This is a genomic window from Alkalibacterium subtropicum (assembly GCF_900112455.1).
In the GTDB taxonomy this organism is placed as follows: domain Bacteria; phylum Bacillota; class Bacilli; order Lactobacillales; family Carnobacteriaceae_A; genus Alkalibacterium; species Alkalibacterium subtropicum.
The window spans coordinates 53882-75191 of sequence record NZ_FOLT01000005.1; the positions used below are offsets into that span (position 1 = coordinate 53882).

Genomic DNA, 21310 nt, shown 5'->3' on the forward strand with positions numbered 1-21310 from the left:
ACAAAATATAAAAATATGCTCGAGCAAAAAGAGAACCTGACTCCTCGTGAATTAGAAATTCTAGCTATATATGATTCTTTGATCCTTATTGGAGAAAAGAACGATTTCGAAGCAGCTAAAGAAAAGGCCAAGACCATATGGCAGCGTTTAGAGAAACATGACAACTGGTATCTTTATGATATTCAAATTATTAATAATATAATTTATCTGTTTCCTATTGATACTGCTGTCTCGATTGGCCATTTAGCTGTTAATCAGTTAGAAAAATATAAAGAATTGAGAGGTGTCAATAATTTATCTATTAGTATTCAAATGAATCTGTTGCTGCTGTTGATAGAAAATGAACGATATGAAACAGCACTGAATGAAGTAGATAGATTGATCCCCTCTTGTATTTCCAAAAATTTGACCGTGCATTTAGCCGTTTGCTATGTTCGCAAAGGACTATTAATGGATTTGCTCAGTCAAACTGATTCTGAAGAATGGTATGAAAATGGATACAAACTTCTTGAAATAATGCAAAATGATAAGCTGAAAAAAGAATTACAGAAAGAAGTCTCTCAATATAGAAAAGAGAAGCATTAACAGTAATGGCTAAATTAATTAGCTACCTACTATCTTTTGAAGCCACTTCTTTCAGCTTTTCAAAACCAACTAGTCTCAATATTGTTTTAGTGACTAGTTCTACAAACAGAACGATATTAACTGGTCTCAAAACCATTTTTGAGACCAGTTTGTACGACTATTCGGTATGAACTCGTCACAAAAAAGACTGATCAGTCTTTTTTCCCGTATTAAAGCTCTTCCTCATATGAAAAAGCCTCGCATCGCTGCGAGGCTTCCGATTTTTTATTAACCCACTGATCCTTCCATCTCATAACTGATGAGACGGTTCAGTTCAACGGCATATTCCATTGGCAGTTCTTTGGTGAACGGTTCAACGAATCCCATGACGATCATTTCTGTCGCGGTTTCTTCGTCGAGTCCTCTACTCATTAGATAGTAAAGTTGTTCTTCGGAAATTTTGGATACTTTTGCTTCGTGTTCGAGGGACACGTTGGAGTTGTGGATCTCATTGAATGGGATGGTGTCTGATTTCGACAGGTCATCCATGATGATCGTATCACACTCGATATGTGAAATCGATCCGGCTGAATCTCTTCCGAACGTGACTTGTCCACGGTAGTTCACGGCTCCGCCATCTTTGGCGATCGATTTAGAAACGATCGAGCTGGATGTATTCAGTGCGTTGTGGATCATTTTAGCCCCAGTGTCTTGGACTTGTCCTTCACCAGCCATCGCGATAGACATCGTTGTTCCACGCGCGCCGCGTCCGTTCAAGTGGATACTTGGGTATTTCATGGTCGTTTTGGCACCAAGGTTCCCGTCGATCCATTCAACAGTCGCTCCTTCAGCATGGACACATTCAGTAACTAAGAGGTTTTACAATATACTTTTTCTCAATGTTCTCTATCATACATATCGATTCCTCTTTGGATTTGAGCCTGATCTCTAGGGTCATCAAAGAAAGAAGAGTAGTATTTAATACTTGAAGTTCCACTAATAACTTGATACATTCCTGCAGAACTTTTTAAAGTAGCACCACTAAAAACAGCTCTTCCTACGTATCCATAATGAAAATTGCCAATTGCCTCTCCCGTCATTGTTGTTCCTAAATCATCAATATAATATGATGTATTGGTTCCTAATTGTGCTTTCATATCCCAGACTCCACCTGTTCTTACTCTTTGGGCAAAATACAAGCCGGCAACCGCGTGCCTTGTCCCAAAAGGAGCATTATCAAATACTGACTTCAAAGTATTTTTATTGTTTCTAGTAGTATACATTATGTTTATTATTGCTATTGCCCGAGGTCTCATGGTAAATTCAGGCTCTATGTTTTGCACAACACTAAATACCAGATCATGATCAATCGAAATGGCTTGATTTGCAACTAAAGAATTCATTCTATATACAAAGTTTTTAATAGTCTCTATTTCTTCAGTGGAAAGGGATTCTAATATAGGATACCCATTATAATCTTCCTTGATTTGACCATTTGAAGTAATAGAAATATATTTTTTGTTTTGGAGAAGAAATGCATATGCTTCTTCATCCGTTTGTATTTCCTCTATTTTTAGTTTTTTTGCAGTATTGTAAACATCTAAGAATGTATCATTAAGATTTTGTGACTCTCTTTCAACGTATTGTTGTTCATTGGTAACTTTCTCATTTGCAGAAACATTATCTACACTCAATAAAACTGGACTTAAAAGAGTGATAGTGCTCAATAAAATAAAACTCTTTTTAAAATTCATCAGATTCCTCCATTTTCATCTTTTTATCTTGGTAAAAATGCATACCAAATAAATAAACTGTAAACCATCCATATAATAGAAATGACATAACCAATAATAAGAAGGAACTTTTTTAATTTCCCCTTTTTGGATTTTATTTTCCAATTTTTGATATATATAACTAAAGATATTAAAGTTCCTATCATCAGTACAATTTGTATGATACCTATCGGATAATATCCTAGGTAAAGCTCCTCAGGGATAACAATATATAAAGTATATACTCCAATAAGGATTAAATCTATGAAACATAGAACATACAAGCTTTTTTTAGTAGACATATTATATATCCTTTCAAATATTTTAGTTATCGAGGCATACTAACTTATTTTTCACCTTCAAATTTTATAAAGAAAATAATAAGTGTGCACTATATTACTAACCTTATAAATCGGCTTTATTTTCAACAAGAACGTTTTCATTTGGTGCTACTGTTAAAAACAGTAAGGTTTACTCTGCCGAAATAATAGTTATTTTGAATATTTTTTAATATCATGAAATTAATCAAACATTTGCTCAAGTATACTAGTTATTAAGTTAGTAATTTCTATTCCCGCTAAGTTTAAACTAAGAGAAATCAGAAAATAGATTGCTATGCCAGCAAGAAAATAGTATAAAAGTTCTTTGTTTTTTTTGTTATATTCATTTTATGACATCCTATCTTAGATGATTTTATTTATAAGTCAACCTTCAACTGTTACGTGTGATGTTTTGATAAGGTAAATCAGAAAATATTTAGGTAAACAGTTCGTACTACCCCCACCTGTTCTATATAAATATCCAAATTAAATGCAACACTAGTGAAATTAAATATTAATTCATGGAAGTTCTTCGTCTTCAATACCTCCTGGGAAAAATACACCAGTTGGAAAAATCATTTCATTCTCTCCTTCTTTCTTTTCTTCTGTAAATTGATCTCTCGGTATATTATATTCTTTCTCTATAGTAGATATGTTGAACATTAATACAGATGTTGACAACACCATTATCTTTTTCACCTAATTTACCTCCTATTGATTATATTGTAGCATGCAAAATATGATATTCTTTATAATAGTTATATATGAATATAAGGAGATGGAAATAATAAATACTATAGGAGAAACGCTTAAGAATATACGGTTAAGTCTCGGTCTTACTCAGTCACAAGTCTGTAATAATATAATGTCCCAATCCAATTATTCGAAAGTGGAAAAAGGAGAAATCGATATTTCTTTTTCGAAAATGGTGGAGCTGCTCAGTCGTCTCGATATGTCAGTCGATGAGTTTATGTATATAAAGAACGATTATAAAAAGCACACTCATTCCCAAATCAGTAAGTTGAGAAACCTAAGATTTAACGACACTGAACTAATAACAAAATATAAAAACAAACTCGAGCAAAAAGAGAACCTGACTACTCGTGAATTAGAAATTGTAACTATATATGATGCTTTAATCCTTATTGGAGAGAAGAACGCTTTCAAAGCAGCTAAAGAGAAAATCAAACCGATATGGGAACGTTTAGAAAAGCATGACAATTGGTATCTTTACGATATTCAAATTATTAACAATATAATTTATCTGTTTCCTGTCGATACTGCCGTTTCCATTGGTCAATTAGCTGTTAATCAATTAGAGAAATATAAAGAATTGAGAGGTGTTAATAATTTATCTATAAGTATCCAAATGAATCTGTTACTTCTTTTAATAGAAAATGGACGATATGAAGCAGCACTGGATGAGGTAGATAGATTGATTCCCTCTTGTATTTCCAAAAATTTGACTATGCATTTGGCCGTTTGCTATGTTCGCAAAGGATTATTAATGGAATTGCTCAGTCAAACTGGTTCCGAAGAGTGGTATGACAATGGATACAAACTTCTTGAAATCATGCAGAATGATAAGCTGAAAAAAGAATTGCAAAAAGAAGTCTCTCAATATAAAAAAGAGAAGCATCAACAGTAATAGCAAAATAATTTGCGACCTAACTATCTTTGTGACCAGTTCCAGAATAGTATGAAGTTGAAGTGGTCTCAAAACTCATTTAGTGACCAGTTTACTTTGTTTTCTAGAAAGAATTGGTCTCAATAAGCCTTTTGGAACCACTTCTTTCAGTTTTTCTCAATGAACTAGTCTCAATATTGTTTTAGTGACTAGTTCTACAATAAGGGCGATATTAACTGGTCTCAAAACCACTTTTGAGACCAGTTCTTACAAGTATTTGATATGAACTAGCCACTAAAAAGACTGGCCAGTCTTTTTCCCTTATTAAAGTTCTTTATTACAGGAAAAAGCCTCGCAGCGATGCGAGGCTTCCGATTTATTATTAACCCACTGATCCTTCCATCTCATAACTGATGAGACGGTTGAGTTCAACAGCGTATTCCATTGGGAGTTCTTTGGTGAACGGTTCAACGAATCCCATGACAATCATTTCTGTCGCGGTTTCTTCGTCAAGCCCTCTACTCATGAGATAATAAAGTTGTTCTTCTGATATTTTTGATACTTTCGCTTCGTGTTCAAGCGACACGTTGGAGTTGTGGATCTCATTGAATGGAATGGTGTCGGATTTCGACAGGTCATCCATGATAATGGTGTCACACTCGATATGCGAAATCGATCCGGCTGAATCTCTGCCGAAGGTGACTTGTCCACGGTAGTTCACGGCTCCGCCATCTTTGGCGATCGATTTAGATACGATCGAGCTGGATGTGTTCGGTGCGTTGTGGATCATTTTCGCCCCCGTGTCCTGCACTTGTCCTTCACCGGCCATCGCGATCGACATGGTCGTTCCGCGAGCGCCGCGTCCGTTCAAGTGGATACTTGGGTACTTCATGGTCGTTTTCGCACCAAGGTTGCCGTCGATCCATTCGACAGTCGCGCCTTCTGCGGCATGCGCACGTTTTGTAACCAAGTTATAGACGTTGTCGGACCAGTTCTGGATGGTCGTGTAACGGCAGTAGGCATCTTTTTTAACGATGATCTCAACCACTGCGGCATGCAGTGAGCTTGATGAGAACGTCGGTGCGGTACAGCCTTCAACGTAATGAACGCTTGCGCCCTCGTCGACAACGATCAGGGTACGTTCAAACTGTCCCATCATTTCATTGTTGATACGGAAGTACATCTGCAGCGGCACGTCACACTTAACGCCTTTAGGGACGTAGATAAATGTGCCACCTGACCATACGGATGAATTCAGTGCAGCAAGCTTGTTGTCCGTCGGCGGTACCACTGTGCCAAAGTGCTCTTTGAAGATCTCCGGATATTCTTTCAAGGCCGTATCTGTATCTGTAAAGACGATACCCAGTTTCTCGAATTCCTCTTTCATGTTGTGGTAAACCACTTCGGATTCATACTGAGCCCCTGAACCGGCCAGAAATTGTCGTTCAGCTTCCGGTACACCTAAACGGTCGAAGGTTTCCTTGATTTTCTCCGGCACATCGTCCCAGCTGCGTTCCGGCTTGTCGCTGGCTTTTCGGTAGTAAGTATAGTTGTCAAAGTCGACGTCTGACAGGTCTGCGCCCCACTCCGGCATCGGGCGGGATTTATAGTGTTCGTAAGATTTCAGACGGTAGTCCAGCATCCACTCGGGTTCTTCCTTTCGAGCGGAAATGTCACGAATAATGCCTTCGTTCAACCCTTTACCCGTGTCATAAACAGATTCCACATCATCATGGAAGCCGTATTGGTATTCATTCTTCTCTGGTACTTGAGACATGTGTTTTCCCCTTCCTTGCATTTAGAAAAGCAGGTAAAGTCCGTTGGTTATGGCTTTAACTGCTGATCCTCGGTTGCCTCTAAAACTCTTTCATTCCAGAAGCACTTTCAGTTTTAGTCGTCATGTTTTAGTTGTCCGTCGACACCGGTCTGGTCTTTGTCAGCCAGGGCTTTTTCCAGAGCTTTCCAGGACAAGGTCGCACACTTGATGCGTGCGGGAAACTTGGCTACGCCAGAAAGCATCATGGCGTCGCCTAAATCATCTTCATGTTCAGGGTCTTCCCCTTGAACCAGTCCTGAAAACTCTGCTGATAACGTGAGTGCTTCATCCAGTGACTTGCCTAAGATGGCATCTGTCATCATGCTGGCGCTGGCCATGGAGATCGTGCAGCCACTGCCGTCAAAACGGACATCTGTGATATTATTATCTGTAATTTCAAGCTGGACCTGGATCACATCGCCACAGGTCGGGTTTTTCAGTTCGATCTTTGTGGTGGCTTTATCCAGTTCTCCGCGTCTGCGCGGGTTCTGTGAGTGGTCAAGAATGACTGCCCGGTATAATTGATCTAGTTTAGTTAAGGCCATATGAGAAAAACTCCTTTGTGGCTATGAGTGCTTCGACAAATTTATCTGCATCGGCAAGCGTATTATACAAGTAAAAGCTTGCACGTGCCGTTGCCGGCTGAGATAAATAGTTCATCAAAGGCTGGGCACAGTGGTGACCGGCTCTGACGGCGACTCCTTCCATGTCCATAGCGGTCGCTACGTCATGAGGGTGTACACCATCGATATTAAAGGCGATCACACCGGTACGGTCTTTTGGATCTTTCGGCCCAAAGATGGTCAGTCCTTCGATTTGTTCCAGTTTTGGCATCACATAGTCTACGATTTCTTGTTCATGGTCCATTATCTCACGCATGCCTATACTTTCCAAGTAGTCGATGGCTTTCGCCAGACCGATCGCACCGGCCATATTCGGCGTGCCTGCCTCAAATTTCCACGGAAGCTCTTTCCATGTACTGTCCTCGAGTCCCACAAAGTCGATCATTTCTCCCCCGAATTCAACGGGTTCGATTCTATCCAGCCATTTACGTTTGCCGTACAAGACGCCGATCCCGGTCGGAGCCAGCATCTTATGACCGCTGAATGCATAGAAGTCTGCATCCAAAGCTTGGACGTCAACGGGCATATGGGGGGCGGCTTGTGCACCGTCCACCACCATCACGCCACCCTTGTCATGAACGAGTGCTGCAATTTCCCTGATCGGATTCACAACGCCCAGGACATTTGAGACATGCGTCAGCGACACGATTTTTGTTTTATCCGTTATCTGTTTACGCGCATCGTCCATATCGAGCTGACCGTCTTCCGTCAGTTCAATATATTTCAGCGTCGCCTGCTTGCGCTTAGCCAGCTGCTGCCACGGGATGATGTTGGAGTGATGTTCCATATAAGAGATCACGATCTCATCCCCCGGTTCAACGACAGCTTCACCTAGACTTTGAGACAGCCAGTTCAGCCCGGTCGTTGTGCCGCGTGTGAATAACACTTCGGCGGTTTCATTCGCGTTGATGAAACGTCGCACGGTTTCACGGGCATTTTCATACTGAGTCGTTGCCCGTTCGGCCAGTGTATGCACACCGCGGTGAACATTCGCATTCGACGTGCGGTAGTATGCTTCCAATGCATCTAAAACAGCGGTCGGTTTCTGTGACGTCGCCGCATTGTCCAAATAGACTAAGGGTTCATCGTTGACGACTTGATGGAGAATCGGAAAATCCTCTCTCCACTTTTCGCTTTGGATGGTCATCTAGAAGTCAGCTTCCTTTCGATTGTTTCAACTAATTCATCACGAACGCCTTTCAGCGGAATAGCCTGGATCACTTTGCCCAAGAATCCACGAATAACTAAACGTTCTGCTTCAGCTTTTTCGATTCCGCGACTCATCAAATAATACATTTCTTCCGGATCGACACGTCCCACACTGGCTGCGTGTCCGGCGGTTACTTCGTTTTCATCGATCAACAGGATCGGGTTGGCATCGCCACGCGCTTTGTCAGAAAGCATCAAAACACGAGATTCCTGCTGGGCATCTGCCCCTTTGGCCCCTTTCAGGATATGACCGATCCCGTTAAAGGTCAATGTTGCACGGTCCAAGATAACGCCGTGCTGGAAGATATTGCCTTCCGTATGGTTGCCGTAGTTTTCAACTTTAGAATCGATGACCTGGACTTGACGGCCGCTGCTGATCCCGACTGCTTTCAAGTCAGTCGTTGATCCTTCGCCGACTAAGTCTGTATCGAAGTCAGCTACGACGTTCCCGCCGTTCATGACACCGAGTGCCCAGTCGATATGCGAGTCACGATAAGTATAGCCTTTACGGGCAAAGTAAACCGTTGAGTTCTCACCCAACTGGTCCACGGCACTGTACTTGACCTGTGCGCCTGATTTGGTGACGACTTCGACAATAATGTTTGCCGCGTTTTTCTTGTCGCCTTTAGTCAAAAACTTTTCAACGTAGTTAAATCGAGAATTACTGTCCGCATACACTAAAACGTGCTTGACGAAAGCATCATCGACCAGACTGTTCTGGATAAACACGGCTTCGAATGGCTCGTCGATTTCCAGATTTTTAGGTACATATAAAAAGAGCCCGGAGTTCATGAATGCGGCATGGAAGGCGGCGATTTTGTGTTTGTCAGGTTTCACTGCTGTCGTCATGTACGCCTCTTTAACCAGTTCTGGATGTTCTCTCAAAGCGGTATGAAGATCCGTAAAGATGACGCCTTTTTCTTTCAAAGATTCCGGCAGTGTTTCAATCACCGTGTCGTTGCCTGTCTGAATCACACGGGTTGCTTCAGCTTTATCCTGAATGAATTCGAATGGATCGATATCTATTGCTGATGGTGCGCCGGTCAGATTCGGTACTTGCCAAAGCGGCCAGCGGTTGTAGCGCAGACGCTCGATAACAGGCGGTTCCAGTTCGTCGATTTTGTCTAAGGCATCCAGACGCATCTCCAGCATCCACTCCGGTTCCTGTAACCCATGAGAGAAGGCGGTCAAAGCATCTTTATGCGCTGCATATTCACTTACTTTTGTTTCCATGTTATGCCTCCTCCACACTTATTCTTCTTCAAGTTCGATGTCTAGTCCTAATTCTTCCATTAGACCTTTATATCCTTCTGCTTCAAGCTGCTTGGCCAGTTCTGCGCCGGCTGTTTTCACGACACGTCCGTCCATCATGATGTGCACGACATCCGGTGTGATGTAGTTCAAAAGACGCTGATAGTGGGTGATGATCAGTGAACCGAAGTCTTCGCCGCGCATTTCATTGACACCTTTTGAAACAACCTGCAGAGCATCGATATCCAGTCCTGAGTCGATTTCGTCTAAAATCGCAAAGGTCGGTTCGATCATCATCAACTGTAAAATTTCATTACGTTTTTTCTCTCCGCCAGAGAAGCCTTCGTTCAAGTAACGTTCAGCCATTTCTTCCGGCATATCTAATAGAGCCATTTTTTCATCCAGTTTTTTAAGGAATTCCATAACACCCATTTTGTTGTCTTCGTCACGACGGGAATTGATGGCCGCACGCATAAATTCGGCATTTGAGATACCGGCGATTTCACTTGGGTACTGGACAGCTAAAAACAGACCGGCACGTGCACGCTCGTCTACTTCCATTTCCAGGATGTTTTCGCCGTCTAAAAGGACTTCTCCTTCAGTGACTTCATAGCTCGGGTGGCCCATGATCGCTGCTGAAAGAGTTGATTTCCCTGTTCCGTTTGGTCCCATGATCGCGTGGATCTCGCCTGTCTGCATTTTCAGGTTGACGCCTTTTAATATTTCTTTGTCTTCAATGGATACATGTAGGTTCTTGATTTCTAAAACTGCCATTATGTACCTTCCTTTTCTACGTGATTTTATTTTTTACTTACTTGTATTATTTTAGTCTAATTGAGAATGTTATTCAAGGTAATATTCCCATTCTCCTTATAATATCATTATAACTGTGACTAAATCACGCTTTCCAGTTTGTATAAATTATTATTTGATAGAAATTAGTCGTTATTAAAAAGGACTGCCCTGTTTTTCAAGTGACAGTCCTTCTTAATCATCATTTCTGTTAAATCAGGTGATCTAAATCAGATCTTCCAGCAGCCAGGCCAGCGGTCGCAGTAATGGTGTCAGAAGGCGCTGAGCCAAACTGGCTGTTTCGCCATCCGTTTCTTCTCCATTAGATCCAGACCCGTCTGCATGGATCTGTCGGCTTTTCTCAAGATAGCTCTCTTCTGCTTCAGTCAGAAGCTGCTCTGCCAAGGCTTCACTTTTTAAAAAGACCATGGATTCAGTGCTCAAGTACGTACTTCTGGCATCCAAGTTATAGGACCCGACAGCGCTGACTTCCTTATCGAATACCCACGTTTTCGTATGCAGAGAAGATTCTGTCGGCTGGTATTCATAATAATCCAGGAAGGAATCGATGAATAAGGACTTCCTGTTTTCTGTCCCCAGCTGTCCAATCGGATTGTTGTTCGTCGACATGCCGTTCGTCAGCATCAGTCCTTCTGAAGTCTGAAAATCTGTGTCTCTGAATTCTTCCCGCATCCGGCTGTTTGGGATCACCCAGGGACTCTGAATATAAAGATGATTTTCTGCCTGACTGGACAGCTTCAGCAGATGACTCCAGACATAGGGCTGCTTGAAACCGCGGGTCAGTTCATTATGAACATGATACCCACTCTCGATGGGCATCGTACGGCTTGTCCAGGTTTCCAGCGAGGTCGAAGGTTCTCGCTCGTTTACTTCCTCACGGTGATCAATATAGACCTGTTTTAGTTCAGCTGTTTTCAGGCGGGCTTTCTCCCCGTTCCAGTCAAAGAGTGACCGGGCATCCAGATCGGCTGCGTACTCGCTGCCGAACAAGTCTTCATAATAGGCACCCAGCTGATCGATGATCCCTGGCTCGTCTTCCTGGGTCTTCATCAGAAAAATATCCCGGTCATGGGAATAGGCGATATCCTGACTCGTCCGCTCGTAGTACAAGTCACTGATATTACGCCCGCCGTTTACAGAATATTTATTATCGACGAGGAGCAGTTTATCATGCATCCGGTTATTGATACGCCAGGGAGCAAGCAAAACTCTAGGGATCGGTTCATGCAGTTTGAACTCGATGTTCGGGTGTTCATTGAAGGCATAGATGACGTCTCTCTCCTCGCCCCTGACTCCATGAGAAACCCCGTCCAGCAGGTACCTGACTTTCACGCCTCTGTCTGCAGCAGCTAACATATAGGCATGAAAAAGATCCACACTTTGCCCTTTTTTAGCATAATAATAAGCCACGTCGAGCGTTTCTTCCGCTGAATCGATCAGATCAAGTCGGGCGCCAAAAGCCTCTATACCATATTCCAGCAGAGCCACTTCTTCAGACGTCTCGATAAAGGCCGGTTCAACGTCGACCTTTTCAGGGGTGGGCATCAATACGGGCCAAATGATGACTGTAACAACCACATAAACGACATAGACCCCCAGAATCTTCCCAAGTATTTTTATTATGTTAATCAGGGCTTCTTTATGTTTCATTTAACATCCTCGATTCCAGTCTTTTTACTCTACTAGTGTAACGGATATCTGATATAATAACATCCTTTTTAGGATAATCAAAGCCCCGATATATCCACCCAAGGAATTATCGAGGCCTTTTTTTATTTAATCAAACAGACAACCTGCCGCTTTACTTTTTAAGCTTCTCCGCGATGACCGCAGCTGCTTTTTTGGGCATGAGGCGGGCCATGCGATCCATCATTTTTGCATCCTTGCCGACCATCACGTGGTACTGGTTGGCTTCGATGGCATCGATCATGAATGTCGCCGCATCTGAAGCACTTGTTAACTTGTGCTCTTTCCCTGAATCATCGGCTTTCGCTTCGCGTACCACATTAGAGTTTTTCATGATATTCGTTTTGATCGCACCCGGGAAGGCCGCGGTCACACCGACATTCGTATCCAGCAGTTCAGAATGGAGACCTTCCGTCATCAGTTTCACGGCCGCTTTTGAGGCGCCATATATCGACTGGCCGGGAACAGGAAGAAAACCGCCCATACTGGAGACATTGAGGATATGACCTTCCGGACGCTTCAACAATTCCGGCAGGAAACTTTTTACCATGTAAAGTGTCCCGTAAAAGTTGATGTTCATGACCTGCTCGATTTTATCGTATCCCAAATCATTGACGTCGACAAACGGCTGGATCACTCCCGCATTATTGATGATCCCATCCACACTGCCATGGATTTGCTTGATTTCATCCACCAGACTTTCGATCTTCTCTTTATCAGTGATATCAATGACATGTGTAGAGATTCTTTCTCTATGATCGGGAGCCAGGCGGGCGGTTTCCAATACTGCCTCATCATTAATGTCCAGTGCGGCTACCCGTGCGCCTCTGTGCAAAAGCTCGAGAACCAGTGCTCTGCCCATACCGGAACCACCGCCCGTAACCACCAGTGTCTTTTCTTTTACTTTCATTGTTTTTCCTCCCTTTTGATCTTTCTACTCATTATACTACAGCGTAAGTATATATAATAGTCGAATCAAAAAGGATTTCATATATTTTAACCGCTTTCATTATTGTCATGTCAGCGCATCTATTTTTTGAACAGTCAATAAATCCTGATTAGATCCGAAGGGAATTACTCAAAGTTGATCAAATGACCCGAACACACTTGCGCTAGTGAGAGGCTAACCGGGCTTTCGTTTGGTGTGCTACACATTTTTTCATGAAGTATGATTTAATGAGTCGTTTATTCAGTGTGCTCAAGCCCTTTTCGCCATGGGTACGTTCAATAAGTCCTTCAATCAGTGTACTCACGCTCTTTTCGCCATGGGTACGCTCAATGAAGCGCTCATTCAGTGTACTCATGCTCTTTTCTCCGTGGGTACGCTCAATGAAGCGTTCATTCGGTGTGCTCACGCTCTTTTCTCCGTGGGTATGCTCAATGAAGCGTTCATTCGGTGTGCTCACGCTCTTTTATCCGTGGGTACGCTCAATAAGTCCTTCATTCGGTGTGCTCACGCTCTTTTTTTCTCGAGTACGTCCAATGGCACATACATTCCGCTCACTCACTTACATATTTCTCGGAGTACATTGATCATCCTTTCAGTGCCCAAGAGAGCGAGCCATAACGCCTCGCAACATTTTCATATGGCTCTACAAAGTAAAAAGAGCAGATTTCTCTGCTCTTTTCGTTTATTGTTCTTCGCTTTCTTCTTTATCAAAAATCAGTTCTGTATCCAGTGTCCCCCAGACAGCAGGGTCTACGTCTGTAACAGTTAGGATCCAGTTCTTGTCTCTGTCTTCTTTGTTCAGCAGATCCGGCTCATCTTCCAAATCCGTATGTTTTTCAATGACTTTGGCTGCAAAAGGTAATGTCAGCTCAGTCACAGCCTTGGCTCCTTCCACGTTGATGATGGCGTCGCCTTTGTCCAGCTGACCTTTGTTTTCAGACACTTCCGCAAACATGACTTCTCCAACGTCATCCTGCCCTTTTTCTGATAAACCAATACGGTAATCCGTGTCATTCATTTTTTCGATCCAGATCCCATTCTGATGATATTTTACTGTCATTTTCATTTCTCCTTTATTTTGCCCATACTTCAGCGTAAGTGTCTTCTTTAAAGCCAACGGTGAGTTTGTCGCCGTCCATCGCTAATGGACGTTTAACGACCACCCCGTTGGTAGACAGCCATTCAGCTGCTTCTTCGATACTCATGCCTGGAACTTTTTCTTTCAGATTATTTTCACGGTAAACATTGCCGCTTGTATTAAAAAAAGATTTCACTGTACGGTCTGTCCCGGATAATATCTTGACCCATGTTTCTTTTGATGGAGATGTTTCCAGCAAGTTTATGAATGTATACGGAATCTCCCGTTCTTCCAGCCACTTCTGCGCTTTTTTACACGTACTGCACCGTGGATGACAATAAAAGTCCACTGCAATTCCTCCCTGTCGTCCATTTTTGCGTCTTTCTCATTATAGCTTATTTAAGCACAAAAATAAAAGAGCGAGGCTTTTTCGGCACTCACTCTTTTATATATTAATCTTCATCTGCATTGATATCGGGGTTTTTTTCTTCAAATTCTTTGACTTCGCCTTCTTTCAGTTTCCCGACTTTATATAGTCTGCGTTTAAGCAGGGTAGTTTCTGCCTCGCTTGGGTAACCTGTCCAGTCCGAATCCTGAAGTCGTTTTTCGTTGCGCTTCTTGGCTTCATACTCCGGTACAGACATGTAGTTCTGCCATTCAAAGATCAGGGCATTGATCAGCGCGCCTAAAAGTAATATCAGGCTGGAAAGGTAAAGAAAGATCATCAAGGCAATGAAGGCCCCGAATGTGGCATTCGCCACGGCATCTCCACCGGCAAAGTTTAAGTAAACTGAAAATCCCTGTGTCAGCAGGACCCAGCCTATTGTGGCAAAGATGGCTCCCTGATAAGAGTAGTTCATCTTCAAATGATGGTTGGGCACGATCCGGTAAACGATCAGAAAAACCAGGAAGAGAATAACCACTAAGATGACCCATCGAAGCAGCAGAAACTGCTGAATGAACGGGATGGTCATCCCTATCGTCTCTTCTATAAACAGCAGGATCTGTTCACCAAATACAAAAGCAAAAATAGCTGCACCGATAACCAGCACGATACCGATCATGGTGAACAGCGAAACGATTCGCCCAATGATAAAGTTACTTGTCGGGACAGAGCCATAGACTTCATCCAAAACACGCCTCAAAATACTGATGACCCGGCTGGCCGACCATAATGCCGCCAGTAACCCGAAGGAGATTGCTCCGCCACTTCCGCTTTCCAGATAGTTCCTTATTATAGGTTCGATGACATTGTAAATATCTTGAGGGACAAAATCCGATGTCATACTGAGTACTTCACCAGGGTCTATCGGCAGCAGGGGAATGATATTAGCCAGGACCAGCAATAACGGGAATAGCGACAAGAGTAAAAAATAGGCCATTTCTGCGGCACTCTGATTTACGGTCGCTCTTTGCCAGTTTGACTGGGCGATTTTTATAAACCGAATGAGTTTGTCTTTACGCGGGATCTTATCTTCAACTTGTTCTGCTTTATCCACATGCACACATCCTCTCTTATCCATCTGCTTGATTTAATCATAGCATAATTGCGGGTTCCATCCCTATCGAGAAGCACTGTAAAGAGAAAAAACCGCCTATCCTCAGATATCCAGGAATAAGCGGTCCGTCTCCAATGTCATGGTTTAATTACTCGTCGTGCAGGTTATGTTCTTCGATAAGCATCTGCACCCCTTCATCTATTGAACGGGCTGTGCGTTTCTTGCCGGATTTAAATTCGACATTTACTAACCCGTCGCCTTCCTGCTGCAGTTTACCAATAACTTTTTTTCTGACGACAAGTTCGTATTCAGTAAATGACTCGGTGTTGTTTTTAGTTTCGTTGATCTCCACTTCAATGTGCTTGTTTCGTTTTCCCATATGAATTCCTCCAGTTTCTCCTGTCTCATAAGTGTACTAAAAACCAGGCAGTTGAGCAAGACTGAATCACTTAGAGCAGGTTAATCACAAGCGTTATTTTTGTTATCGTCTTCTAGTATATCTATAATTTTAAGTGAAATACTATTAAGAAGGGGACTATATCATGAAACTCGTTCGTTACAAAACAAGAGAAACATCTGAAGAACACTTGGGGCTTGAATGGGAAAATGACGTACTGGATATTCTTCGCCTATCCCGACATCTGAACACTTCTGTCCCGCATACGATGGATGACCTGCTGGAAAACAGTACTCACAGCATCAACCAAATCGATGAGACATTAGACAGAGCAGAAAATTTAAGTGTGAAAACAAACAATTACCTTATCCCTGCTTCAGAACTGATTTATCTGCCTTTGATAATGCGTCCGGAGAAAATCCTCTGTGTGGGTATGAATTATGTGGAGCACATCAAGGCTACGGGCGGGGAAGTCCCGACTTCTCCAGTCTTTTTTAATAAATTCTCAAATACTCTGGCTGCACATCGGCAGACTATCCCGCTTCAGGCCAATGCCCAGCATGCCGATTATGAAGCGGAACTGGTCATCGTCATCGGCAAAGAGGTCAATAATGTCTGTGAAAAGAACGCGGAAGATGCCATTCTCGGGTACACGGTCGGTAATGACCTGTCTGAACGGGCCTTTCAGTTCCAGTCGTCACAATGGCTGATCGGAAAATCAATGGATCATTTCGCCCCCATCGGACCGGCACTGGTCACGAAAAATGAAATCAAATCGGTCCAGGATTTAACCATCGAAACCAGACGAAACGGCAATCTGGTGCAGAACAGCTCTACTAGCGACATGTTATTCAGCGTCGCTAAAATAGTAAGTGAGGCTTCTCAATACATGACGCTGAAGCCCGGCGATCTGATCTTTACCGGGACCCCCAGAGGCGTGATCCTAGAACAGCCAAAAGACAAGCAGAAATGGCTGAAAGCAGGAGACCAAATAGAGATCTCGATCGAATCACTGGGTACATTGAGCAATACTTTCATTTAACCCATCATTGTTAGAGTAGATAAAAGAGAAAACGACAATTTTTCTGTCGTTTCCTCTTTTAGTCTACTATTTCGCTTCTGTAGCTTCTTCTACTTTACGTACGTGACGCGGACGTTTTGACTCCTGCTGGAATGGATAACGGATACCTAATGAATGTTTGGCGATCTTAACTGAGTGATCCGACATTCTCTCCAGATTAGATACGATATCAACAAACAGGATGCCATCAGACGGCAGACCAGTGCCTCTGTTTAAACGTTCGATGTATTTCTTACGGATCTCTTCTTCTAAACGGTTGACTTCTTTTTCACGTTTGATTACTTTGCCGGCTAATGAATAGCTGTCTTGGGTAAAGGATGTGATTGCATCCGCAATGTTCTGTTCAACCAGATTGAACAAAGCAATCAAATCATCGTCATAGAAGATTTTTTCCGGTTCTTTATTGGCTTTTTTAGCCAGTTTCTTCTGGGCACGCGCGGCTTCTTTGATGTTGTTCAAGATATTCTCACTGTGGTCACCGATACGTTCCAGATACTTCGTGATATCCATCATCTGAGAATGCTCAGTGGAACTTTTCACTGGCAAGTCTTCGACAGAGATGAGCATGAGATATTCAGTCAGACGCATATCGATATCATTAACGACTTCTTCCAGCTGCAGGGTGTTGGACAGGCTAGTATCGTCCTGGTTTTTATAGTACTTGAACATTTCTTTGTACTCTTCAAGAACGAAATCACCCATCTGCTGGATCTCAAGTTTCGCCTGGTTCAATGCGACAGACGGAACGGTTGTGATGATGGAAAAATCAAGGTGCGATGCATCGTATTCGATCAAGGCATCGTCGCCTGGGACGATCCTCGTTACGATCTTCGCCAGATAATCAATGAACCACATCTGAATCAGCACGTTCGTGACGTTGAATAACCCGTGAGCCACAGCGATCTGCATAGGCGGGTTCAAATTAAAAATAGGTGTAATGGCTACGATCAGTGACGTAAATGGTCCAATAACCAGAAGAACAGCAAACGTACCGACCAGATTAAAGATGATATGTGACGCTGCTGTACGCTTAGCTGCAACACTTGCCCCGATGGCCGCTAAGACAGCAGTAATCGTGGTTCCGATATTGTTACCGAACAAGACCGGCAAAGCCCCTTCGATAGCGATCTGCCCTTGAGAATACAGCTCCTGTAAGATACCGATACTCCCACTGGAACTTTGTACGAGCCAGGTAAACACGGTTCCTACTCCAACTCCAAGGATCGGTGTTTCGCCCATATCGATCATCAGATCTCTGAAAGCCTGAACCTCACGCAGCGGATACATCCCATCACCCATTAATTCGAGACCATAAAACAGGGCCCCGAATCCAAAGATGATCTGACCGACGCTGTTGACTGTGATATTTTTTGAGAAGAAAAGTAAAAATGCGCCGATAGCCATGATAGGCAACGCATAGGCACCTATATCGATACCGATAATAAAAGCAGTGATCGTTGTTCCTATATTGGCCCCCATGATGACACCAATAGCCTGTTTAAGTTTCATGAAGCCGGCACTTACCAGTCCAACGGCCAATACGGTCGTCCCGGAACTACTTTGAATCAGGACGGTGACTACGATACCGGCGATGATCGCACGGATCGGTGTCGAAGTCATCTGATTCAATATGCTGCGTAAACTGTCCCCAGCAGATTTTTGCAGGCCATCTCCCATAAATTTCAAACCGAACAGGAATATACCTAATCCACCAGCGAACATGAATATCATTTGTTGTACGTCCACACGTAACCCTCCATTTTAGTTTTCATATGATTTTAAAATGCTGAGACAACTACCTGAATAAAGCAGTTCTTACTTAGCCAACCTCAGACACTCTACTTCCATAATAAATGTAATAGATAGAGAATTGAATGGTTTTTTCTTTTATGAGAATATTTTAATGTTTTCTATCCTTTAAAAATTCATCTTTAGTGCTTAAACGAAAGCGTTTTAAAAACAGGTATCTTTGATACTCCCTCATTTGCGAATAAAACAATTTAAAGCGGTGGGTAACATTCGTTTTTAAAGCAATTCTGATCAAATTAATTCGCTTTCATTTAATGATATATTATTCACTATCTTTATCAGAAATACATACGCCCTTTACACGTTGTTCACACTTCCGTAACAAATTAACCCACTCTTAATCTTTTCTCTACATTAATAATTAAAACAGGTCGGTGTGTCTGGAATGACTTCTGCAACAATTAGGTCCGCAGCGTATATCTTCATAATGTTTCGCTTATTTCAATGCTTTAGAAAACGAAGTGATGTGGACTATCCTTACTCGCTCACTGCAGGAGTATAGTCTGTTGTCTGCCATAAGCGATTAAACGGCAACACGTTTTTCGTTCTATTTAACAGCTACTTATCAAGCCCCTGAATGAAACGATATTGGTCAGTCTACCTAATACTGATAGGACGAATTTAAAAATATTTTCGGTGCCCTTTTTTTTACTTTATTCATTTTGCTGGAAAAAATCCCTGTTATTCGAACACTTAGTGACTATGTTTTGAACATTTCATTGTATATTTATGAAACTTTCGGCCTAAATATTTACTTTGTTCTACAGAAGCCCTATACTTGGTAGCATCAAAATAACTTGCTGAGTCTTTCTATCGAGAAGATTACAGTAAGTAGAGGTGATTCTGTGACAGAACATATCGAGAAAGAATTAGCTGATTTCCGACAACATGCGAAGTCGATCGGCATGACCCCCCAAGAGTATGCACTTAGTCTTCATGAAAAAAATCAGGCCATCAAGTCTGTATTACTGGAAAACAGTTCAGATTTCAAATCATTTGTAAGTGAATACCATGAGGTTCTGGATGGGATCATTCGTTATAAAGAGACGGATGCAAAGAAAAGCTCTATTGAACACTCACGGCTTATTCAAGAAGCCGCTGCACTTCTTTCTACTACAAGTCAGGATCCCAGGCTGCTTGCTCAGCTGTTCCAGCATTACCCAAAAGGGATCGAAGGAAAAATCGAAGAACTGAATAAACCAACGTCATAAAATACAAACAGCCTGCATCCGACTGAGTCGGAGCAGGCTGTTTTTTTGTGGTACTGGTTACTGATACAGGTCAATGAAGCACCTTTTCTAAGCAAGGAGTCGCAGCACCTGATAGAATAGACCGGCACAAGCGGTTATGTAAAGAATTTTCTCACTTACCTTCCCCGTCCGATAATATATCAGTTTGAACCCAAACTGTATTCGTTTGTTATATAGGGGCTGAAGCCATGCTACTCCGGCTTTTGAAAAAGAATCTTCGACCAGATGTGCTAAATAGCCTAAGATGAACCAGTCAGCCCACTTCAGCGGCAGTGGAGGGACGTCAACAGAAAGTGAGCAGTGAGCAGAAAGAAAATCACCCCTGCCACTGAATGGGCAAGCCCTCTATGACCGAATACCATTCCCATCCCGTCACTGACGCCTCGGGTCCGATTTCCGATAAAGGATTTCGGATGGTCGATATCCGGCAGGATCGAACCGATGCCTAGTGCAATAATATTACCAGCGGTCAACGAGCCTGTTGAGGCAAGCACCGGTAAAGTCGCCGCATAAGTCACGGCTAGATGTGTCTTGTAAAGCATACGTTTCTCCTTATTCATACTCTTTAATTATTTAGTGTCTGTGCAGGTCAATCTTAACAAGTGGCGGAGCTACCTGCTTCCACTTCTTGAGTTTGGGCTTAAACTTAAGAAGTGGGAGGAATAACCCCGGCAACTTCTCATCTTTAAGCTTTATCTTAAGAAGTGATGAAAAAATCAGCGTTCACTTTATAAGATACGGTAAAGAGGCAGGACACCCTGCCTCTTTTTTATATAAGATCAGTCGATCAGTTTGAAATGCTTCATCCCTTCGATCAAACCGCCGTCTGTGTTGGATGATGTCACATAATCTGCGATTTCCTTCACTTCATCGAGACCATTGCCCATGGCTACACTGTAATCTGCGCGTTCCAGCATTTCAATGTCATTGGATCCGTCGCCAAAGGCATAGAGAGGCACATCTTCCATATCGATGGACTTAAGCAGAGCGTCGATACCTGTCGCTTTCGAGTGGCCTTTAATAATGGTGTCGATGCTGTAGGGTGTATTCCGATAAAAGGATAATTCCGGAAAAGCATCAAAATATGGCTGATCCAGTGTAGGATCGTCATTGATGACCAGCATCATCAGGATATCTTCCTTTCCATCGAGACCGCCGTCGATTTTCGGCGGGTTTTCATGGATAAAATTATAGGCATTCTTTAATGTCTCATTGTAGCGGGTGGCTCTGATCTTGTCGGAAGTATAAAGCGACAGCGGCATATCCTGTTCATGCGTCATTTGCTTCAATCGGTCGACCAGTGTCTGAGGGATGACATTACGGTAGACTTCTTCCCCTTCATACTGGATATACTGGCCGTTCAGCGTGATGAACGAATCGATCACCGTCTCCTCCAGTACATGCTGGATCTCTATCGGGCTGCGTCCTGTTGCAATGAACGGAACGGCTCCTTTTTCTTTGAGCTGGACCAGTGCCTCTTTGACCTCTTCATCTACTAAAGATTCTTCGTTCAGTAATGTCCCATCTAAATCAAAAAATACTAATGCGGTTGGTTTCAATTGTTTT

Annotated in this window: 22 protein-coding genes and 1 pseudogene; 4 read left to right on the top strand and 19 right to left on the bottom strand. The window is 42.7% G+C overall.

Features of this window, described 5'->3' with window-relative positions:
- Positions 1 to 15: 15 nt before the first annotated feature.
- A complete protein-coding gene (locus BM049_RS06755; RefSeq protein WP_091529779.1) occupies positions 16 to 585 on the top strand; it encodes an Rgg family transcriptional regulator in 570 nt (189 codons plus the stop codon).
- A 267-nt stretch (positions 586 to 852) separates the two neighbouring features.
- On the opposite strand, the pseudogene BM049_RS06760 reads toward BM049_RS06755, so the two are convergent.
- From BM049_RS06760 to BM049_RS06775, 3 genes and pseudogenes are all read right to left on the bottom strand, one after another.
- Positions 853 to 1416: pseudogene (locus BM049_RS06760) on the bottom strand (SufD family Fe-S cluster assembly protein); the annotation flags it as partial.
- A gap of 44 nt (positions 1417 to 1460) precedes the next feature.
- Positions 1461 to 2318 carry a polymorphic toxin type 44 domain-containing protein gene (locus tag BM049_RS06765; RefSeq protein WP_091529782.1) on the bottom strand — a complete coding sequence of 286 codons (858 nt, stop codon included), beginning with the start codon at positions 2316 to 2318 and terminating at the stop codon, positions 1461 to 1463.
- A gap of 857 nt (positions 2319 to 3175) precedes the next feature.
- On the bottom strand, positions 3176 to 3355 hold the full coding sequence (locus tag BM049_RS06775; protein ID WP_091529786.1) for a hypothetical protein: 180 nt from the start codon (positions 3353 to 3355) through the stop codon (positions 3176 to 3178).
- Positions 3356 to 3434: 79 nt separating this feature from the next.
- On the opposite strand from BM049_RS06775, the gene BM049_RS06780 reads away from it, so the two are divergent.
- A complete protein-coding gene (locus tag BM049_RS06780; protein ID WP_177188624.1) occupies positions 3435 to 4304 on the top strand; it encodes a helix-turn-helix domain-containing protein in 870 nt (289 codons plus the stop codon).
- Positions 4305 to 4665: 361 nt separating this feature from the next.
- On the opposite strand, the gene sufB is transcribed toward BM049_RS06780, so the two are convergent.
- From sufB to BM049_RS06840, 12 genes are all read right to left on the bottom strand, one after another.
- Positions 4666 to 6060: a Fe-S cluster assembly protein SufB gene (gene sufB / locus BM049_RS06785; protein WP_091529791.1), complete on the bottom strand. Its 1395-nt coding sequence runs from the start codon at positions 6058 to 6060 to the stop codon at positions 4666 to 4668.
- 113 nt (positions 6061 to 6173) lie between these two features.
- Entirely contained in the window at positions 6174 to 6644 is a 471-nt protein-coding gene (sufU, locus tag BM049_RS06790; protein WP_091529793.1) for a Fe-S cluster assembly sulfur transfer protein SufU, read from the bottom strand.
- Complete coding sequence (locus BM049_RS06795; protein WP_091529795.1) at positions 6631 to 7869, bottom strand: cysteine desulfurase; 1239 nt, start codon at positions 7867 to 7869, stop codon at positions 6631 to 6633. Before BM049_RS06795 ends, sufU begins: the two co-directional genes overlap by 14 nt.
- The gene (gene sufD, locus BM049_RS06800; protein ID WP_091529798.1) at positions 7866 to 9164 is read right to left on the bottom strand and encodes a Fe-S cluster assembly protein SufD; all 1299 of its coding nucleotides are present in this window, start codon (positions 9162 to 9164) and stop codon (positions 7866 to 7868) included. The genes BM049_RS06795 and sufD overlap by 4 nt, the downstream gene beginning before the upstream one ends.
- Before the next feature lie 18 nt (positions 9165 to 9182).
- A complete protein-coding gene (sufC, locus tag BM049_RS06805; protein WP_091529800.1) occupies positions 9183 to 9956 on the bottom strand; it encodes a Fe-S cluster assembly ATPase SufC in 774 nt (257 codons plus the stop codon).
- A gap of 243 nt (positions 9957 to 10199) precedes the next feature.
- Positions 10200 to 11645 (bottom strand): phospholipase D-like domain-containing protein, encoded by a 1446-nt coding sequence (locus BM049_RS06810; protein ID WP_091529803.1) that lies wholly within the window; start codon positions 11643 to 11645, stop codon positions 10200 to 10202.
- A gap of 151 nt (positions 11646 to 11796) precedes the next feature.
- The gene (locus BM049_RS06815) at positions 11797 to 12591 is read right to left on the bottom strand and encodes an SDR family NAD(P)-dependent oxidoreductase (RefSeq protein ID WP_091529804.1); all 795 of its coding nucleotides are present in this window, start codon (positions 12589 to 12591) and stop codon (positions 11797 to 11799) included.
- 202 nt (positions 12592 to 12793) lie between these two features.
- Positions 12794 to 13087 (bottom strand): hypothetical protein, encoded by a 294-nt coding sequence (locus BM049_RS06820; RefSeq protein WP_143079467.1) that lies wholly within the window; start codon positions 13085 to 13087, stop codon positions 12794 to 12796.
- 225 nt (positions 13088 to 13312) lie between these two features.
- The gene (locus BM049_RS06825) at positions 13313 to 13690 is read right to left on the bottom strand and encodes a glycine cleavage system H family protein (protein ID WP_091529810.1); all 378 of its coding nucleotides are present in this window, start codon (positions 13688 to 13690) and stop codon (positions 13313 to 13315) included.
- Between the two features lie 13 nt (positions 13691 to 13703).
- On the bottom strand, positions 13704 to 14057 hold the full coding sequence (locus BM049_RS06830) for an arsenate reductase family protein (RefSeq protein ID WP_218147224.1): 354 nt from the start codon (positions 14055 to 14057) through the stop codon (positions 13704 to 13706).
- Positions 14058 to 14160: 103 nt separating this feature from the next.
- A complete protein-coding gene (locus BM049_RS06835) occupies positions 14161 to 15207 on the bottom strand; it encodes a YihY/virulence factor BrkB family protein (RefSeq protein WP_177188625.1) in 1047 nt (348 codons plus the stop codon).
- Positions 15208 to 15355: 148 nt separating this feature from the next.
- Positions 15356 to 15586, bottom strand: a complete 231-nt coding sequence (locus BM049_RS06840) for a DUF2969 family protein (RefSeq protein WP_091529816.1) — start codon at positions 15584 to 15586, stop codon at positions 15356 to 15358.
- Between the two features lie 163 nt (positions 15587 to 15749).
- Here BM049_RS06840 and BM049_RS06845 point away from each other — a divergent pair, with 163 nt between their 5' ends.
- Positions 15750 to 16646 carry a fumarylacetoacetate hydrolase family protein gene (locus BM049_RS06845; RefSeq protein ID WP_091529819.1) on the top strand — a complete coding sequence of 299 codons (897 nt, stop codon included), beginning with the start codon at positions 15750 to 15752 and terminating at the stop codon, positions 16644 to 16646.
- Positions 16647 to 16712: 66 nt separating this feature from the next.
- On the opposite strand, the gene BM049_RS06850 is transcribed toward BM049_RS06845, so the two are convergent.
- Positions 16713 to 18416: a Na/Pi cotransporter family protein gene (locus BM049_RS06850; RefSeq protein ID WP_091529905.1), complete on the bottom strand. Its 1704-nt coding sequence runs from the start codon at positions 18414 to 18416 to the stop codon at positions 16713 to 16715.
- A gap of 923 nt (positions 18417 to 19339) precedes the next feature.
- Between BM049_RS06850 and BM049_RS06855 the strand changes: the two genes are divergently transcribed.
- On the top strand, positions 19340 to 19705 hold the full coding sequence (locus BM049_RS06855; RefSeq protein WP_091529820.1) for a hypothetical protein: 366 nt from the start codon (positions 19340 to 19342) through the stop codon (positions 19703 to 19705).
- Positions 19706 to 19792: 87 nt separating this feature from the next.
- Here BM049_RS06855 and BM049_RS12100 read toward each other — a convergent pair whose 3' ends face one another.
- The 3 genes from BM049_RS12100 to BM049_RS06865 all read right to left on the bottom strand — a co-directional run bounded on the left by BM049_RS12100 (position 19793) and on the right by BM049_RS06865 (position 21303).
- Positions 19793 to 20017 (bottom strand): metal-dependent hydrolase, encoded by a 225-nt coding sequence (locus BM049_RS12100; RefSeq protein ID WP_218147228.1) that lies wholly within the window; start codon positions 20015 to 20017, stop codon positions 19793 to 19795.
- Positions 20008 to 20286, bottom strand: a complete 279-nt coding sequence (locus BM049_RS12105; RefSeq protein ID WP_218147226.1) for a metal-dependent hydrolase — start codon at positions 20284 to 20286, stop codon at positions 20008 to 20010. The genes BM049_RS12100 and BM049_RS12105 overlap by 10 nt, the downstream gene beginning before the upstream one ends.
- Positions 20287 to 20523: 237 nt before the next feature.
- Positions 20524 to 21303, bottom strand: a complete 780-nt coding sequence (locus tag BM049_RS06865) for a Cof-type HAD-IIB family hydrolase (protein WP_091529823.1) — start codon at positions 21301 to 21303, stop codon at positions 20524 to 20526.
- Positions 21304 to 21310: the final 7 nt, after the last annotated feature.

Bases quoted from the DNA above. Each gene is read 5' to 3' on its own strand.
- BM049_RS06755 (WP_091529779.1), top strand. From the start codon at position 16: ATGCTCGAGCAAAAAGAGAACCTGACTCCTCGTGAATTAGAAATTCTA.
- BM049_RS06765 (WP_091529782.1), bottom strand. From the start codon at position 2,318: ATGAATTTTAAAAAGAGTTTTATTTTATTGAGCACTATCACTCTTTTA.
- BM049_RS06780 (WP_177188624.1), top strand. From the start codon at position 3,435: ATGGAAATAATAAATACTATAGGAGAAACGCTTAAGAATATACGGTTA.
- sufB (WP_091529791.1), bottom strand. From the start codon at position 6,060: ATGTCTCAAGTACCAGAGAAGAATGAATACCAATACGGCTTCCATGAT.
- sufU (WP_091529793.1), bottom strand. From the start codon at position 6,644: ATGGCCTTAACTAAACTAGATCAATTATACCGGGCAGTCATTCTTGAC.
- BM049_RS06795 (WP_091529795.1), bottom strand. From the start codon at position 7,869: ATGACCATCCAAAGCGAAAAGTGGAGAGAGGATTTTCCGATTCTCCAT.
- sufD (WP_091529798.1), bottom strand. From the start codon at position 9,164: ATGGAAACAAAAGTAAGTGAATATGCAGCGCATAAAGATGCTTTGACC.
- sufC (WP_091529800.1), bottom strand. From the start codon at position 9,956: ATGGCAGTTTTAGAAATCAAGAACCTACATGTATCCATTGAAGACAAA.
- BM049_RS06810 (WP_091529803.1), bottom strand. From the start codon at position 11,645: ATGAAACATAAAGAAGCCCTGATTAACATAATAAAAATACTTGGGAAG.
- BM049_RS06815 (WP_091529804.1), bottom strand. From the start codon at position 12,591: ATGAAAGTAAAAGAAAAGACACTGGTGGTTACGGGCGGTGGTTCCGGT.
- BM049_RS06825 (WP_091529810.1), bottom strand. From the start codon at position 13,690: ATGACAGTAAAATATCATCAGAATGGGATCTGGATCGAAAAAATGAAT.
- BM049_RS06840 (WP_091529816.1), bottom strand. From the start codon at position 15,586: ATGGGAAAACGAAACAAGCACATTGAAGTGGAGATCAACGAAACTAAA.
- BM049_RS06845 (WP_091529819.1), top strand. From the start codon at position 15,750: ATGAAACTCGTTCGTTACAAAACAAGAGAAACATCTGAAGAACACTTG.
- BM049_RS06850 (WP_091529905.1), bottom strand. From the start codon at position 18,416: ATGATATTCATGTTCGCTGGTGGATTAGGTATATTCCTGTTCGGTTTG.
- BM049_RS12105 (WP_218147226.1), bottom strand. From the start codon at position 20,286: ATGCTTTACAAGACACATCTAGCCGTGACTTATGCGGCGACTTTACCG.